Genomic DNA, 15480 nt, shown 5'->3' on the forward strand with positions numbered 1-15480 from the left:
CGAGGAGCTCAAGAGGTCAGCGCAGGGTGGGGCTGAGCTCCAGATTGGGAGGGAGATCGGAGCGCTGAGTGATCCCGAGCTTGCGGTAGATGCGGGTCAGGTGCTGCTCGACCGTGCTCACCGTGATGAACAGCTTGGCGGCGATCTCCCGGTTGGTGTATCCGACCGCGGCCAGGCCGGCGACGCGTCGCTCCGCGTCGCTGAGGATGGCCGCCACCTTGCTGATCTCGGAGCCCTGCCCCTCGGCGGCGGCGCCGTCGCCGTCCAGCGCGTGGCTCAGCGGCTGGGCGCCGCACTCCTGGGCGAGGGTGCGCGTACGGCTGGCGATGATCCCAGCCCGGCGGAACTCCCCGACGCTGTGGAAGGCCTCGGTGAGGTCGAACAACGACCGGGCCAGCTCGTAGCGGTCACCGCAGGCCTGCAGGCGGTCCGTGGACTGCCGCAGCAGCATGGGCCGGTGCCGGAGCTCGCTCGTGGCGGCCAGCAGGCGCAGCGCGATCCCGTGCGTACGGGAGGCCATCGGGCCGCACCGGGAGAGCTGCTCCTCGATCAGGGCGCGGGCCTCCGCCTGCTCGCCCATCCGGATGAGCGCCTCGGCCGCGTCGGTACGCCAGGCGATGAATCCCGGCGTGTCCATCTCCCACTCGGCCATGAGCTCGCCGCAGAACCGGAAGTCGCGCAGCGCCGCCGCCGGGTGGTCGACCGCGAGGTGGTAGCGCCCGCGGGCGTGCAGGTAGTGCAGTCCGAAGCGGGTCTGCAGCATGGCGTCCGGCACCGGCGTGTTGACCTGGGCGAGCGCCTGGTCGTACTGCCCCATGGCCGTGCTGGCGAGCATCAGGTTGGCCAGCGGGCCGCCCACGGTGACACCCCAGCTGGCGGGCGGGATGATCTCCAGGGCCTGCCGGGCGCACGACGCCGCGGTCTCGAGGTCGCCGCGGCGCATGGCGATCTCGGCGCGGATCGCGGTCAACCGGGCGCGCCGGGCGGGGGCGCTGCGGGACTGCGCCTCCTCGATGAAGGCGTCGCACCAGGGCACGGCCTTGTCCGGCCAGCCGCCGTACGTGAGCGCGAGCAGGGAGCTCTCGACCGTGTCCATGGACATCTCGTCCAGGCGGGAGCTGTGCAGGATGCGCTCGACGGTGCCGAGGACGCGCTCGCGCGGCCCGCGGGTGAGCACCGAGATCAGCGCGTTGATCGACTCCAGCCGCCGGCTCACGCGTACGGGCAGCACGGCCTCCCTGGCCTGCTCGCTGGTCGACCTGTTGACGTGGGCCAGCAGCGGCGGCGCGGAGCAGCGCAGCCACAGCCGGGTGCCGATGAGCTCGGCCACGGTCTGCGGCTCGGTGTCGCCGCTCTCCTTCAGGTGCTCGAGCACCTGGCAGGCGTCGTCGACCTTGCCGTGCCACAGCAGCGCCCTGGCCAGCACGACCGCGTCGCTGCCGCGGAGGGTCCCGTTGTGCAGGGCGTCGGTCAGTTCGGCGATGTGCTCGGCCGGCGTGCTGGGGTTGATGCGCCACTCGGCGCGCATCAGGACCGTGGCGATGGTGGTGCGCTGCCGCTCGTCGGTGCAGCCGCGCCAGGCGAGCTTCAGGTAGTCCACGGCCGAGGTGACGGACCCGCCGTCCAGCCGGCTCAGCGCCGCCGCCTCCAGCACGGGCACGGCCCACGGCAGGTCGGTCGCGTCGGCGCCGAGCAGGTGCTCGGCGATCGCGATGTCGCCGGCGCCCTCCTCGTGCAGCAGCTCGGCGGCCCGCCGGTGCACGCTGCGGCGCACCTCGTCGCTCAGCTCGGCCAGCACGGTCCTCCTCGCGATCTCGGCCCGGTAGTGGCCCGACTCCAGCAGGCCTGCGGTCTCCAGCCAGTGCATGGCGTGCGCCATCGTCGCGGTGTCGGAGCCGAGCAGGCGCTCGAGCAGCGCCGGGTCGTCCAGCACCGCGAGCCAGCCGGCGACCTGCATGAGCCCGGGATCGGCCCGGTGCAGGCACGACAGCACGGCCTCGCCGTAGCGCTCGGCGGGAGCGCTCCCGCCGCTCTCGTGGTCCTCGATCAGCCCGCGGAGCAGGAGCGGGTTGCCGCCGCTGAGCGCGTGCCACTCCGGCGTCACCTCCTTGGCCGCCGCCTCGCCCAGGCGCTCGGCCGTCATGCTGAGCGCGGCGCCGTACGACAGCGGCGCCAGCCTGACGGCGGTGCAGTGGGGTTGGCGGAGCATCTCGGTGGCGAAGAAGCCGTGCATGTGCTGGCGGTACTCGGCCTGGCTGAAGACCGCCACGAGCGGCGCGTACCTGGACCTGCGGACGAGGTAGGACAGGCAGAGCAGCGAGGCCCTGTCGGCGAGGTGGACGTCGTCGACGACGATCGCCAGCGGATGGCGCTCGGCCAGCGAGAGCAGGACCGCGCAGAGCGAGTGCACGATCTGCACGTCCACCTGCTCGACGCGGTCCCCCTTGGCGGGCGAGGCCATCTCCGCGCCCTCGCGCAGCAGGTCGGCCGCGACCGCGCGCACGTCCTCGCGCAGCGGCGCGTTCTGGAAGAGCTGGCCGAGCACGCCCAGCGGAATATCGCTCTCCGCCTGGGTGGCGGACGCCACCAGCGGCAGAGCACCCCGTTCGAGTGCCTGTTCGGCGAAGGCATGCAGAAGCTCACTCTTGCCGGTCGCGACGACCCCCGTCACCATCACGACCCTGCCCTTGCCGCCAACGGCCTCGGCGAGGAGGCCGTGCATGGAGGTCATGGCCGCATCTCTCTCGAACAGCCCCATGATTGGACACCCCTTTTAGAAAGGCAATTTACGACCGGAAGGAGTTCTGAGGTCCAACGAGCTTTTCTGCTCTTTTCTCGGCTTCGACGTCTTGGACTGTCGCACTTGCCGCATGACCTCAACCCCTTCCGCACCCGTTTCTGGGTTGACGCTCATCACGTTAGGTGCGGCTCTGGGGGCTCACAATACGGCTTATCCTTAATAACGCGGGTCGCTCCGTATGGACCAGCCGGTCTTCACCTTTCGGACCACGCCCTGGTCCGAGTCATCGCGGGCCCGCGCCGGGCGGCGCGCGGCCGGCGGATCCCAGGGCCCCGCGGGCCCCGCGGCCCCAGCGGCCGGCGCACGCGGGAGGGGGTGAAGAGGCCCAAACCTTACTGACGAGTATCGTTATGAGTCATTAACGTGAATCGCGCTAATACGAGTCACGCTCATGTAGACCGCCGTCCCGTCGCGCCACTCCGGCGAGCTGGCGCGCCAACCTGGGCCTGCGGCGCGCCGTTCACGGAATATTGACATTTCCATGTCGTGCCCCGTTTCAGCAGGTCACAGGGCCGACAGAGGCTGCTCGGAGGACACTCCGCGTATGCCCGTCATCGGCATACAGTTGCCTACTCACCAGTGTTGACCCAAGATGTAAGCATTCGTGCACTCTCCAAGGGGACACGGTGGGAGAAATTGCGCATACGGGTGAGCAAGACGCTACGGGGCCGGCGAGCCTTATCGAGGAGTGCCGAGCGGACATACTGAGCAAGTACGAGCAGGGACTTGCGGCCATCGGTAGCGTGTTGATCAATGATCAGGTGACGAAAGCCCAGGTCATGACGAACGCAGGCCAGATCCTGACGGAGATGGCGGGGGCACTGCGTGCGGGGCGCCTGCAGGACGACGACGAGACGTCCCGTTTCCTGGCCTGGGACATAGGCGTGGCGAGGGCGTCGGCGGGCGTCCATCCGAGAGAGTCGCTGATGGCGGCCTCGGTGTTCTTCCGCGCGGCGTTCGCCACGCTGAGCCAGCGGCTCCAGGACGACACCCATGCCGCTCACATGCTCAAGCTCGTCGTGACGGCACTGGAACAGAGCATCTCCCTGCGCATCAGGGAGGCCGCGAACAGTTACACCGGCATCCTGCTCAACAAGGTGACCGAGGCGCAGATGGCCGAGCGCCGGCGGATCGCCAGGGAGCTGCACGACCGCATCGGCCACAGCCTCAGCGTGGCCCAGCGCCAGCTGGAGCTGTCGAACATGTACCGCCCGGGGGAGCCGGCGAAGGCACTGGCCAAGCTGGAGATGGCGCAGCAGGCCATCCAGGAGACCATGTACAGCCTGCGCCAGGTCACCTCCGACCTCCATCCCCCAGGGGGCAGCACCTTGGAGAAGGGGCTGCTCAGCTACCTGGACATCATCGGGACGGAGGACGTACAGATCGAGCTGATCGTCAACGGCGACCAGACCTGGGCGCCCGCGACCGTCAGCGAGGAGTGCCTGCTGATCCTGCGTGAGGCGGCGCGCAACGCGCTCACCCACGGGGAGCCGTCGGCCATCCTCATCAGGATCGACGTCGCGCCGCACGAACTGGTCGCGTGCGTGATCGACAACGGCTGCGGTTTCGATCCGGACGGCCAGCCGCCGAAGGGCAGCCTCGGGCTGTCGTCCATCAGGGAGCGCACCCAGTTACTCGGCGGCACGGTGACGATCGCCAGCAAGCCCGGCAGGGGCGCCAGGGTCGATCTCGCCGTGCCCATCCAGAGGCGCCTCGATGATCAGGAGTGACCCGCCCACCACGATCGCCATCGTGGACGACCACGCCCTGTTCCGCGAAGGACTCAGGGAGATCCTGGAAGCCCAGGAGGGACTGGCCGTGGTCGGCGAGGCGGGCACCTCCGACGACGCCCTCCGCCTGGTCGCCGACAAGAAGCCGGACATCCTCCTGCTGGACGTGGAGATCCCCGGCGACTCGGCCACCGACACCGTGACGCGGCTGCGCAGTGAGGTCCCGAACACGCAGATCATCATCCTCAGCATGTACGACGGCCCGCAGCTGCTGCGCAGGCTCCTCGCCGCCGGCATCCGCGGATACCTGCTCAAAAGCGTCCACTGGCACGAGCTGGTGTCGGCGATCCGGAGCGTGCACGACGAGCCGGACCGCATCGTCCTGGCCGTCTCCCGCGAGAGCCTGGCGCAGATGGAGAGCGCGCCCGCCGAGGTGCTGACGAGCAAGGAGCGCGAGGTCCTCGAACTGGCGGCGCAGGCGCTCAGCAACCGGCAGATCGCCGCCCGCATCAACACCACCGAGGCCACGGTCAAGCGCCACCTGCGGAACATCTTCGTCAAGCTGGGGGCCGCGTCGCGCATCGACGCCGTCAACCGCGCGATCGACGCCTCACTGATCACGCCATCGCGGGCACGATCCGACAATTGACCATAAATAGGGACATTTCGCGTTGGTCGCACCCCCTTCTAAGGGCGGGTTCACCCCGCAACCGGCTCCGGACGGCCCGAGAAGACCTGGTCGAACGTTCTCTCGCGGCAAGGCCGTATCTAGCTTGGAAGGGTGAACACCAATGCCTTGATCGGGAGCATCCTCCCCCCGTGGGTGGTGGCCGTGGACACGTTCGACGACCACGACGCGATGCTCTTCCCCGCTGAAGAAGAGGTGATCAGCCGATCGGTGGAGACCCGGCGCAAGGAGTTCGTCACGGCGCGCATGTGCGCCAGGCAGGCCATGAGCCTGCTCGGCCTGCCGCCGCAGCCCCTCCTGCCCGGACTGCGTGGCGAGCCCCAGTGGCCCAAGGGCTTCGTGGGCAGCATCACGCACTGCGCGGGTTACCGCGGAGCCGTCGTCAGCCCCGGCGGCGACACCATCACGATCGGCATCGACGCCGAACCCAACGAGCCGCTGTCGAACGGCGTCCTGGAGGCGGTCTCCCTGGCCGAGGAGCGCAAAGCCCTGCGCGCGCTCGCCGCCGACCACCCGGAGATCTGCTGGGACCGCCTGCTGTTCTCCGCCAAGGAGTCGGTCTACAAGGCCTGGTTCCCGCTGGCCAAGCGGTGGCTGGACTTCGAGGACGCGATCCTGACCTTCAACCCCGTCCTGGGCGCCTTCTCCGCCCGGCTCCTGGTCACCGGCCCGCACGTGGGCGGGCAGCAGCTGGCGGGTTTCACCGGTAAGTACATGGCCCGTGACGGGCTGCTCCTCACCGCCATCGTCATGGCCGCCAGCAATGCCTCGCGCCGCCACCGCCCGGTGCTCAGGCGACCCGTGCCGCAGCCGGTCAGGGCCTGACGCGCCGTACGCGGCCGCCGTCAGGGCCTGACCCGGCCGGCCGGCCGGGAGGCGCGCCCTCCCGCGGCCGCCTCGGATCCCGCCCCCGCGCCCTTCTGCGGCTTTCGCGACCGGGGCCACCTCGCCAGGCCAGAGCCTCGCTCCTGGCCCTTTCCGCGGATCCGCGCCCCTCTGCGGCGCCCTGTCCGAGGGCCCTGTCCGAGGGCCCTGTCCGAGGGCCCTGTCCGAGGGCCCTGTCTGGCGCGCTCTTCTGGAAACCTTCTCCGGCGCCCGTCTCAGAGGCGTCCACGCCGGCCGTGCAGGGCCGGTGGCCACGTCCACGCAGCGGAAGGCGGCGCCGCATCCCGTCCAGGACACCGCACCGCGTACGATCACCACCGGTTCATGCGGCCGGACATGAGGATGACGGTGGCGTCCTCAAGGACCCGCCACCGTCACCGGGACTCGTCCGCGCCGTGCTCCCCTCCCCTCGTCAGCAAATCCGCGCAATCCTGTCCTGCCACTACGGTCAGCTGTCCTTGGCGGTCCAGCGGAACGTCTTCATGCACAGCAGCAACGCGCCGACGCACCAGGCGGCGAGCACGAGGGCGATCAGCGGGAGCTGCCACGAGCCGGCCGGTTCGAGCGCCGCCGCGTGCTCGGGCAGGAACACCGAACGCATGCCCTGGGTCATCCACTTGAGCGGGAACAGGGACGCGATGAACTGGAGGAAGGCGGGCACGTCGGAGAAGGGCATGTAGACGCCGGAGATGAACTGCACGATGAGGAAGGGCAGCGTGATGATGGCGTTCGCGCCGCGCGCCGACTTCGGCAGGCTGCCGACCGCGATGCCGAGGAGGGTGCAGGCCACGCCGCCGAGGAGGAGGACCCAGGCAAGGGTCAGCCACCGGTCGAGCGTGCCGGGCACCTGCACGTCGAACATCAGCACCCCGACCACGACCAGGAGGGCGACCTCGGCGACCATGCACACGAGGACCTGGATGACCTTGCCGCCGAAATAGGCGATCCGCGGCATGGGCATGCCGTAGAGCCGCTTCAGCGTGCCGTCGTGGCGCTCCAGCGCCACGTTGATCCCGAGGTTCTGGAAGGTCGTGCCCATGATGCCGGCGCCGATCATGCCGGCCGTGAGGATCTGGGCGCCGGTGACGCCGTTGAAGTCCGGCTTGCCTGACTGCATCGCGCCGAGCAGCATCAGCATGATCGCCGGGAGGGAGAAGATGACGATGAACTGTCCCTTGGTGCGGAAGAAGCTCTTGAGCTCCAGCGCACCGCGCTTGAGAACCAGCCGACCGGCGCTCGGCAGGGGCCCCGCCGTCGCGGCGGCCATCCGGGTCGGTGGTCTTGACAACGTGGTGGTCACGAGTGATCTCCGATTAGGCCGAGGTAGACGTCTTCGAGAGACGGACGTGTCACGGTCAGCTCGGGGATCTCACCGTCGAACTGGCCGCTGAGCTCGGCGACGACCTGCGTCGGCGTCGCCGTCTTCACGCTGTGGTCGCCGTCGGCGGTGGTCCAGCTGACGGTCGCCATGGCCTGCGAGCGTCCGGCCAGCGTGGCCGGCTCGCCCAGTGCCACGACCTTGCCCTGGACGATCACGCCGACCCGGTTGGCCAGCGCTTCGACCTCGTCCAGGTAGTGCGTGGTCAGCAGGATGGTGGTGCCCTCGTCGGCCAGCCGGGAGATCAGGCTCCAGAACTGGCGGCGGGCCTCGGGGTCGAAACCGGTGGTCGGCTCGTCGAGGAAGAGCAGCTCGGGGTTGCCGAGCACGCCCAGCGCCACGTCGACCCTGCGCCGCTGGCCTCCGGAGAGGTTGCGCGTGCGAGCGTCCGCCTTGCCGGCGAGCCCGACGAGTTCGATCACGTGCTCGGGGTCGCGGGGCCTCGGGTAGTAGTGGGCGTAGTGATGGACCATCTCGCGCACGGTCATCTCCGCGGCGTCGGTGGCCGACTGCAGCACCATCCCGAGACGGGAGCGCCACGCCCGGCCGGCCACGCCGGGGTCCTCGCCGAGCACGCTGACCTCGCCGGCGTCTCGCCGGCGATGGCCTTCCAGGATCTCAACAGTGGTCGTCTTGCCTGCGCCGTTGGGGCCGAGGAGCGCGAACACCTCGCCACGGGCGATATCCAGGTCAACGCCGTCGATGGCGACCACGTCGCCGTATCGCTTGCGCAGCTCACGCACGCGCACCGCTGTATCGCTCATGCATTCAGAGTTGGGGATCAGCGCCGCGTACGACACCCCTATTTAGCGTTTCACCTGGTCGGGAAGCCAATCCGCAGGTCGGACCCGGAATCGGGAGGCTGACCCCCTATCAACCGTTCGGGGGATGTCGCATGCGGCTGATCCCGATGATTCTTTAAACATGACAGTCATCGAAATCGAGGGCATGAGTAAAAGTTACAAAGGCCGCCAAGTGCTGACGGACGTATCCCTGCAGGTGGAACGAGGCGAGATCTTCGGCATCGCCGGCCCCAACGGAGCGGGCAAGACCACCACGGTGGAGTGCATGTCGGGCCTGCGCGAGCGGGACGGCGGCGTCCTGCGGGTCCTGGGCCTCGATCCCCAGAGCGACCGTCGCGAGCTGCTTCCCCGCATCGGTGTCCAGCTCCAGGAGGCCGCCCTGCCGGACGCGCTGAAGGTGGGCGAGGCACTGAAGATGTACGCCTCCTTCTACGACAAGCCGGCCGACTGGCGCAAGCTCATGGACGAGTGGGGCCTGACGGACCGGCAGCGTTCCAGCTTCGCGAGCCTGTCCGGCGGCTGGAAGCAGCGCCTGTTCATCGCGCTGGCCCTGGTCGGCAACCCGGAGGTCGTCTTCCTCGACGAGCTCACCACCGGCCTCGACCCGTCCGCCCGCCGCATGACGTGGGGCCTGGTCCGCGAGGTCCGCGACCGCGGCGTGACCGTCGTGCTGGTCACCCACTTCATGGACGAGGCCCAGGCGCTGTGCGACCGCATGGCGATCATCGACCAGGGCCGCGTCATCACCCACGGAACCCCGGGCGAGCTGATCACCCAGGGCCGCACGGAATCGCTCGAGGACGCTTACTTCGCGCTGACGGGAGGGCAGGCGGCATGAAAGGCATCACGCAGGTCATCGCGGTCGAGCTCAAGCTGATCATCAGGGATCCGATGTCGGCGTTCTTCGCGCTGGCCTTCCCCACGATCATGATCTGGGTCAAGCTGCGCAACGGCAAGCCCCTTCCCGGCGGGCTGCCGTCGGTCGACGCCAACGTGCCGATGCTGAGCATCTTCGTCATCGGGCTGGCCACGCTGGTCATCCTGCCGGCCACCCTGGCGCAGTACCGCGAGCGCCGGGTGCTGAAGCGGCTGCTCGCCACCCCCGCCTCCCCCGGCATGCTGTTCGGCGCCCAGTGGATCGCCCACATGCTGATGGCCCTTCTCGGCACGGTGCTGCTCATCGCCATCGGCGCCATCGGCTACGACCTGTCCGCCCCCGCGAACCCGGGCATCGTGGTGCTGGCGTGGGTGCTCGGCGCGCTGAGCCTCAGCGGCATCGGCTTCCTGCTCGGCGCCGTCGTCCCTTCCGGCCGCACGGCCACCGTGCTCGGGCTGAGCGTTTTCTTCCCGATGGTCTTCATCTCCGGCGCGGTGATCCCCCGCGAGTCGATGGGCGGCTCGATGCGGGCCATCGGCGACATGCTGCCCATGGCCCCGGCCGTGCAGACCATCCGCAACGGCTGGGAGGGCCACGCGGCCTCGCCCGTGGCGATGCTGGTCATGGTGGGGATCTGCCTGGTCACCGCCGGCATCGCGGTCAAGGCGTTCCGGTGGTAAGCAGCGCCCGCCGTGAAGGGTCGGGATCGGTGGTCGCCTCCACCGGACCCGGCCTTTCTCGTTGGGACCGGGTCTGGCCCGCGCTCCCCTACCTGTTCATCCTGCTGCCCGCCGCCTTCTCGCTGGCACAGAACTGGCGGCTCGACACGCTGGTGCTAGCGTCGTTCGCGATGGCCTGGCACTGGTTCCTGATCGGCGTGCACCCCGGCTGGACCAGGCACCCGGTGGTGGCGATCGTCTACTTCGCCGTCCTGCTCGCCGCCATCGGGGCGCTGGTCGGCATCGACTCGGTCTTCACGGTGACCGGCCCGGCGGCGTTCATCCAGTCGTTCAGGCTGCTGCCCAGGTGGTGGGCCTACGGCGGGGTGGCCGCGACGGCCGGCGTGCTGGTCTCCATGCGGCCGGAGGCCGGGCGGAGCCCGGGCGAGATGCTCTTCTCCTTCCTGATCGCCGCGTTGATCGCCTCCGCGATCGGGCTGGTCATCCAGACCATCTCCGACCAGAACGAGAGCCGCAAGGTGATGATCGAGCAGCTGCGGGAGACCGGCGCCAAGCTGGCCGCGCTCGCCGAGGAGAACGCGAGCCTGCAGGCCCGGCTGCTGACCCAGGCCCGCGAGGCGGGGGTGCTCGGCGAGCGGCAGCGCATGGCCAGGGAGATCCACGACACCATCGCCCAGGGGCTGACCGCCATCGTCACCCAGATCGAGGCCGCCGAGGAGGCGATCGACGACACACCGGCCGCGCTCGCCCGCCTCGACACCGTACGAACCCTGGCCAGGGAGAACCTCAACGAGGCCCGCAGGTCGGTGCAGGCGTTGCGCCCAGCGCCGCTGGCCGGCTCGCAGCTGCCCGCCGCCGTGCGGGACGTCGCCGACAGGTGGTCGGAAACGACCGGCGTGGCCGCCTCCCTGTCGGTCAACGGCGACGCCAGGCCGCTGCACGCCGAGGTCGAGATCACGTTGCTGCGGGTGGCGCAGGAGGCGCTGTCCAACGTCGCCAAGCACGCCTCGGCCGGACGAGTTGCTCTCACCCTGTCGTACATGGAAGATGTCGTGGTGCTGGATGTACGCGACGACGGAGCCGGATTCGTCCCCGGGCCGCCCGACATCTCCTCCCGCTCGCCCGCCTCCGAGGCCGGCGGCTTCGGGCTCATCGCGATGCGCCAGCGCGTGACCAGGCTGGCCGGCGACTTCGAGATCGAGTCGGCGCCCGGCGAGGGCACCGGCATCTCCGCGACCGTGCCGGCCATCCCCGCCGACGCCGTGTCCGAACCGTCCGACCGCCTCAGAGACGCCGGGTGACCATGCCGATTCGCCTGATCATCGTGGACGACCATCCGGTCGTCCGCGACGGACTGCGGGGCATCTTCACCGACGACGAGTTCGAGGTGGTCGGCGAGGCGGGCGACGGCTTCGAGGCGCTGGCGGTGGTCCAGCGCACCAACCCCGACGTCGTGCTCACCGACCTGCGCATGCCGAAGATGAACGGCGCCGAGCTCATCCGCCGCCTGCGCGAGCAGTCGCCCGGCGTGCGCGTGCTCGTGCTGACCACCTTCGACAACGACGTCGACGTGCTGCCCGCCATCGAGGAGGGCGCGACCGGCTACCTGCTGAAGGACACCCCGCGCGCCGAGTTGCGCAGCGCGGTGCAGGCCGCGGCGCGCGGCGAGACGGTGTTGTCGCCGTCCGTGGCGGGCGTGCTGACGCAGAAGATCCGCGCGCCGCAGCAGCAGATGCTCAGCCGCCGCGAGCTGGAGGTCCTGTCGCTGATCTCGCGGGGCGCGACCAACCGCGAGGTCGCCAGGAAGTTGTTCATCACCGAGGCCACCGTGAAGACCCACCTGCTGCACATCTTCGCCAAGCTCGAGGTGAACGACCGCGCCGCCGCCGTCGCGGTGGCCTATGAAACCGGCCTGCTCAGGCCCGGCGCCGACGGCTGATTAAGGGCGCCTAGGGGTGGGCCGCCCGCCGGCGATTTCCTACCGTTGAAGAGGCGGCCGTTCCCTCTTTTCCCATTTTCCCAGCGATGAGTCAGATGGGTGGTCAGAGCCTGACCTCCGGCTTTTCCTTTCCCTGGCTCGCGTCTTCGGCCTGCCGCCGAATCGGAATGGAGATCGCGTATGAACACGCTTGCCCTGGCTGATCCGAGGGCCGAACTCGACGTCGTCGGCGGAAAAGGCGAATCGCTCGCCCACCTGGCCAGGGCGAGCCTGCCGGTGCCTGCCGGCTTCCACGTCACCACCGGCGCCTACCGCGCGTTCGTGGACCGCCACGGCCTGCGCGACACGATCCTCACCGGCGACGCCGAGCAGATCCAGGCGCTCTTCGCGGCCCACGAGCTGCCGCCGGAGATCGCCGGCGACATCCTGGCCGCGTACGCCGGGCTGGGCGACGAGCCCGCGGTCGCGGTGCGGTCGTCGGCGACCGCGGAGGACCTGCCGGGGATGTCGTTCGCCGGCCAGCAGGACAGCTACCTCAACATCCGCGGCGGCGTGCAGCTCCTCGACGCGGTCAAGCGCTGCTGGGCCTCCCTGTGGACCGACCGGGCCATCGCCTACCGCGACCGGCACGGCATCCCGCGCGACGAGGTGGCCATCGCGGTCGTCGTCCAGGAGCTGGTTCCCGCCGACGCCGCGGGCGTGCTCTTCACCGAGGACCGCGACCGGCTGACCATCAACGCCGCGTGGGGCCTGGGCGAGGCGGTCGTCGGCGGCCTGGTCACGCCCGACACGATCACGCTCGACCGCGCCGGACGCACGGTCGTCGACGAGACGATCGCGTCCAAGACCGTCATGACCGTGCGCACGCCTGAAGGCACGCGCGAGGATCCCGTCCCGCCCGGCCTGCGCGACGAGCCCGTCCTCACCTGGGCGCAGGCCGAGCGGCTGGCCGAGCTGGGGATGACGATCGAGGAGCTGTACGGCCGCCCGATGGACGTCGAGTGGGCGCTGCACGACGGGCGTCCCCACATCCTCCAGGCCCGGCCGATCACCGGCAGGCGCGAGGTGTGGAACGACTCCGTCAAGGGCGACTATCTGTGGAGCAACGGCAACCTGGGCGAGGCCATCCCCAGCGTCATGACGCCGTGCACCTGGTCGCTCGTGAAGGCGTTCATCGCCGAGATCATGGTCACCGGCGACCTCGGCGGCCACCCGATGTGCGGCAACATCGGCGGCCGCGTCTACATGAACATGAGCGTGAACGCCTCGCTCGGCAAGGCCCTCGGCATCACGAAGAAGATCGAGGCCACCCAGGAGCCGATCTACGGCAGGTTGCCCGAGGGCGTCGAGACGCCGCTGCTGCCGATGACGCGCTGGCAGACCCTCAGGGCGGCCCGGCCCATGCTGGGCGGCCGCCGCGAGATCCAGAAGCTCGTGGAGCACATCCCGGCCTACATCGCGGACGCGGAGCGGCGTACGGAGGAGATCCGCGCCGCGATCGCCGTCAGCGACGACCTGGCCGCGCTGTGGGAGAGCGACGTCCAGCCGCGGTTCAGCGAGTGCAACCGCATGCTCGCCGCCGCGGCCCGCCAGGACGCCGGCTCGCTCATCTACCTCGGCGCCCAGCTGGCCGAGCTGGTCGGGGAGGCCGACGCCACCGTGCTGATGTCCGGCATCCAGTCGGGAGATGGCCGGCTGGAGAGCCTCGGCCCGCTGCTCGGACTGGCCCGGCTCAAGCGGGGCGAGATCTCCCGCGACGAGTACGTCCGCTCCTACGGCCACCGCTGCCCCGACGAGTTCGAGATCTCGGTGGCCCGGCCCGTGGAGGACCCGGCCTGGCTCGACGACCAGCTCGCCGGGCTCACCGTCGACCCGGCCGAGCTGCTCGACCGCCAGATCGAGCAGAGCGAGGCCGCCTGGCGGCGCTTCCGCGAGCACCATCCGAGGAAGGCCGAGAAGTTCCGGCGCAGGATCGACCGCTGGGAGGCCATCGTCCGCTCCCGCGAGGAGACCCGGTCGGAGATGATGCGCGGCTTCTGGATGGTGCGCGACTTCGTGGTGCGGGCCGGGGAGGTGACCGGGCACGGCGACGACCTGTTCTTCCTGACCATCGACGAGATCATCGACGTGCTGCGCGGCTCGGGACGGCCGCTGACGCGGGTGGCCGGGCGGCGGGCGACGTACGAGCTGTACCGGTCGTTGCCTCCGTACCCTGGCATCATCCGCGGCCGGTTCGACCCGGAGCGGTGGGCCGCCGACCCGGGCCGGCGCGGTGACGTGTTCGACGCCGCCGCCACGGTGGTGCCCCCGTCGCAGACCATCAGCGGTTTCCCCGGCGCGTCGGGCGTGGTCGAGGGGACCGCCAGGGTGCTCGGCTCCGTGGCGGACGGCGATCGGCTGGGCGAGGGCGAGATCCTGGTGACGACCGTGACGAACGTGGGCTGGACGTTGCTCTTCCCGCGCGCCGCGGCGGTGGTCACCGACGTCGGCGCGCCGCTGTCGCACGCCGCGATCGTCGCGCGCGAGCTGGGCATCCCCGCCGTGGTCGGCACCAGGAACGCCACCATGCTGCTGCGGGACGGCGACCGGATCCGCGTCGACGGGAGCGCCGGCACCGTCGAGGTGATCCGGGAGCGGGCCGGCGAGCTCGTGATGAGCTGAAACGTCGGGGGACGCGCGAAAGGCGCCGGGCTCAACAGGGAGCCCGGCGCCTTTTCGCTGCTCTCAGCGGGTCGCGGTGAGCATCCGCATCCCGAGCGGCAGGTCGATCAGCCGGCCAGGGGTCAGGTCCGCGTCCTTAAGCAGCGCGCGGTATTCCTCCTCGGTGCGCTCCCGCCCGCCGGTCATCACCATCATGTGCAGGTCGAAGGCGAGCGGCACGTACGAGCCGCGGCCGACGACGCGTTCGATGACGAGCAGCTCGGCGCCGGGCTCCATCGCCTTGGCGCAGGTGGCCAGCAGGGCGGCGCAGCGCTCGTCGTCCCAGTCGTGCAGGATGCGCGAGAGCAGGTAGACGTCGCCGCCCTCCGGCACGCAGGAGAACAGGTCGCCGGCGGCCAGCTCGCACCTGTCCAGCACCCCCATCCGCGACAGGTGCCCGGGCGCGGCGGCGACCACCTCGGGCAGGTCGAACAGCACGCCCGTGGCCTCGGGGTTGCTCCGCAGGATCGTGCCGAGCAGGGCGCCCGTGCCGCCGGCGAGGTCGACCACGCGGCGCGGCCCGGAGAAGTCGTACGCTTCGGGGACCCCGCGGAAGAAGGAGGCGCCCGCCGCCATCCCCGCGTTGAACGCCGCCGCCCTGCCGGGATCGGCGGCCAGGTGCGCGAAGACGGGCTCGCCGTGGACGTGCTCGAACGCCGGCTCGCCGGTGCGTACGGCCTGCTCCAGGCCGTTCCACGCGGCGGCGAAGAAGTCCTCGCCGTAGAGGGCGGCGAGCGGCCCCAGGTCGTCGTGGCGCAGCCGCGCCCCCATCGGGGTGAGCGCGTACCCGCCGTCGTCGGCGTCGGCCAGCCCCACCCCTTCGAGCAGGCGGAGCAGGCGGTGCAGGGCCTCGGGGTGCGCGCCGACCTCGTCGGCGACCTCGTCGGGGGTCAGGCGGCGCCCGTCGAGCGCGTCCACGACCCCGAGCCGGACGGCGACGAACGTCGCCTGCGCCACCCATCCTCCGGTGAGGATGCGCATCAGCTCTTGGTCCATCGTT

At 70.4% G+C, this 15480-nt stretch carries 12 protein-coding genes; 8 read left to right on the forward strand and 4 right to left on the reverse strand.

What is annotated here, in order from left to right; all coding sequences use genetic code 11:
• Positions 1-16 precede the first annotated feature (16 nt).
• On the reverse strand, positions 17-2758 hold the full coding sequence (locus tag ABGB01_RS24795; protein WP_347775932.1) for an AAA family ATPase: 2742 nt from the start codon (positions 2756-2758) through the stop codon (positions 17-19).
• Between the two features lie 821 nt (positions 2759-3579).
• Here ABGB01_RS24795 and ABGB01_RS24800 point away from each other — a divergent pair.
• The 3 genes from ABGB01_RS24800 to ABGB01_RS24810 all read left to right on the forward strand — a co-directional run bounded on the left by ABGB01_RS24800 (position 3580) and on the right by ABGB01_RS24810 (position 6043).
• Positions 3580-4530 carry a sensor histidine kinase gene (locus ABGB01_RS24800; protein WP_347775933.1) on the forward strand — a complete coding sequence of 317 codons (951 nt, stop codon included), beginning with the start codon at positions 3580-3582 and terminating at the stop codon, positions 4528-4530.
• Positions 4517-5179 carry a response regulator transcription factor gene (locus ABGB01_RS24805; protein WP_347618626.1) on the forward strand — a complete coding sequence of 221 codons (663 nt, stop codon included), beginning with the start codon at positions 4517-4519 and terminating at the stop codon, positions 5177-5179. The genes ABGB01_RS24800 and ABGB01_RS24805 overlap by 14 nt, the downstream gene beginning before the upstream one ends.
• A 132-nt stretch (positions 5180-5311) precedes the next feature.
• Positions 5312-6043: a 4'-phosphopantetheinyl transferase superfamily protein gene (locus ABGB01_RS24810; protein ID WP_347775934.1), complete on the forward strand. Its 732-nt coding sequence runs from the start codon at positions 5312-5314 to the stop codon at positions 6041-6043.
• 508 nt (positions 6044-6551) lie between these two features.
• On the opposite strand, the gene ABGB01_RS24815 is transcribed toward ABGB01_RS24810, so the two are convergent.
• Entirely contained in the window at positions 6552-7403 is an 852-nt protein-coding gene (locus tag ABGB01_RS24815) for an ABC transporter permease (protein WP_347775935.1), read from the reverse strand.
• On the reverse strand, positions 7400-8245 hold the full coding sequence (locus tag ABGB01_RS24820; RefSeq protein WP_347618623.1) for an ABC transporter ATP-binding protein: 846 nt from the start codon (positions 8243-8245) through the stop codon (positions 7400-7402). Before ABGB01_RS24820 ends, ABGB01_RS24815 begins: the two co-directional genes overlap by 4 nt.
• A 160-nt stretch (positions 8246-8405) precedes the next feature.
• Here ABGB01_RS24820 and ABGB01_RS24825 point away from each other — a divergent pair, with 160 nt between their 5' ends.
• The 5 genes from ABGB01_RS24825 to ABGB01_RS24845 all read left to right on the forward strand — a co-directional run bounded on the left by ABGB01_RS24825 (position 8406) and on the right by ABGB01_RS24845 (position 14441).
• Positions 8406-9122 (forward strand): ABC transporter ATP-binding protein, encoded by a 717-nt coding sequence (locus ABGB01_RS24825; protein WP_347775936.1) that lies wholly within the window; start codon positions 8406-8408, stop codon positions 9120-9122.
• Positions 9119-9841, forward strand: coding sequence for an ABC transporter permease (locus ABGB01_RS24830; protein WP_347647012.1), 723 nt, complete (start codon positions 9119-9121; stop codon positions 9839-9841). The genes ABGB01_RS24825 and ABGB01_RS24830 overlap by 4 nt, the downstream gene beginning before the upstream one ends.
• The gene (locus tag ABGB01_RS24835; protein WP_347775937.1) at positions 9835-11142 is read left to right on the forward strand and encodes a sensor histidine kinase; all 1308 of its coding nucleotides are present in this window, start codon (positions 9835-9837) and stop codon (positions 11140-11142) included. Before ABGB01_RS24830 ends, ABGB01_RS24835 begins: the two co-directional genes overlap by 7 nt.
• Before the next feature lie 2 nt (positions 11143-11144).
• Complete coding sequence (locus tag ABGB01_RS24840; RefSeq protein WP_347775951.1) at positions 11145-11780, forward strand: response regulator transcription factor; 636 nt, start codon at positions 11145-11147, stop codon at positions 11778-11780.
• A gap of 180 nt (positions 11781-11960) precedes the next feature.
• The gene (locus ABGB01_RS24845; RefSeq protein ID WP_347775938.1) at positions 11961-14441 is read left to right on the forward strand and encodes a PEP/pyruvate-binding domain-containing protein; all 2481 of its coding nucleotides are present in this window, start codon (positions 11961-11963) and stop codon (positions 14439-14441) included.
• Positions 14442-14504: 63 nt separating this feature from the next.
• On the opposite strand, the gene ABGB01_RS24850 is transcribed toward ABGB01_RS24845, so the two are convergent.
• The gene (locus ABGB01_RS24850) at positions 14505-15476 is read right to left on the reverse strand and encodes a methyltransferase (protein ID WP_347775939.1); all 972 of its coding nucleotides are present in this window, start codon (positions 15474-15476) and stop codon (positions 14505-14507) included.
• Positions 15477-15480: the final 4 nt, after the last annotated feature.

The organism is Nonomuraea sp. B5E05 (assembly GCF_039880665.1).
Classification (GTDB): domain Bacteria; phylum Actinomycetota; class Actinomycetes; order Streptosporangiales; family Streptosporangiaceae; genus Nonomuraea.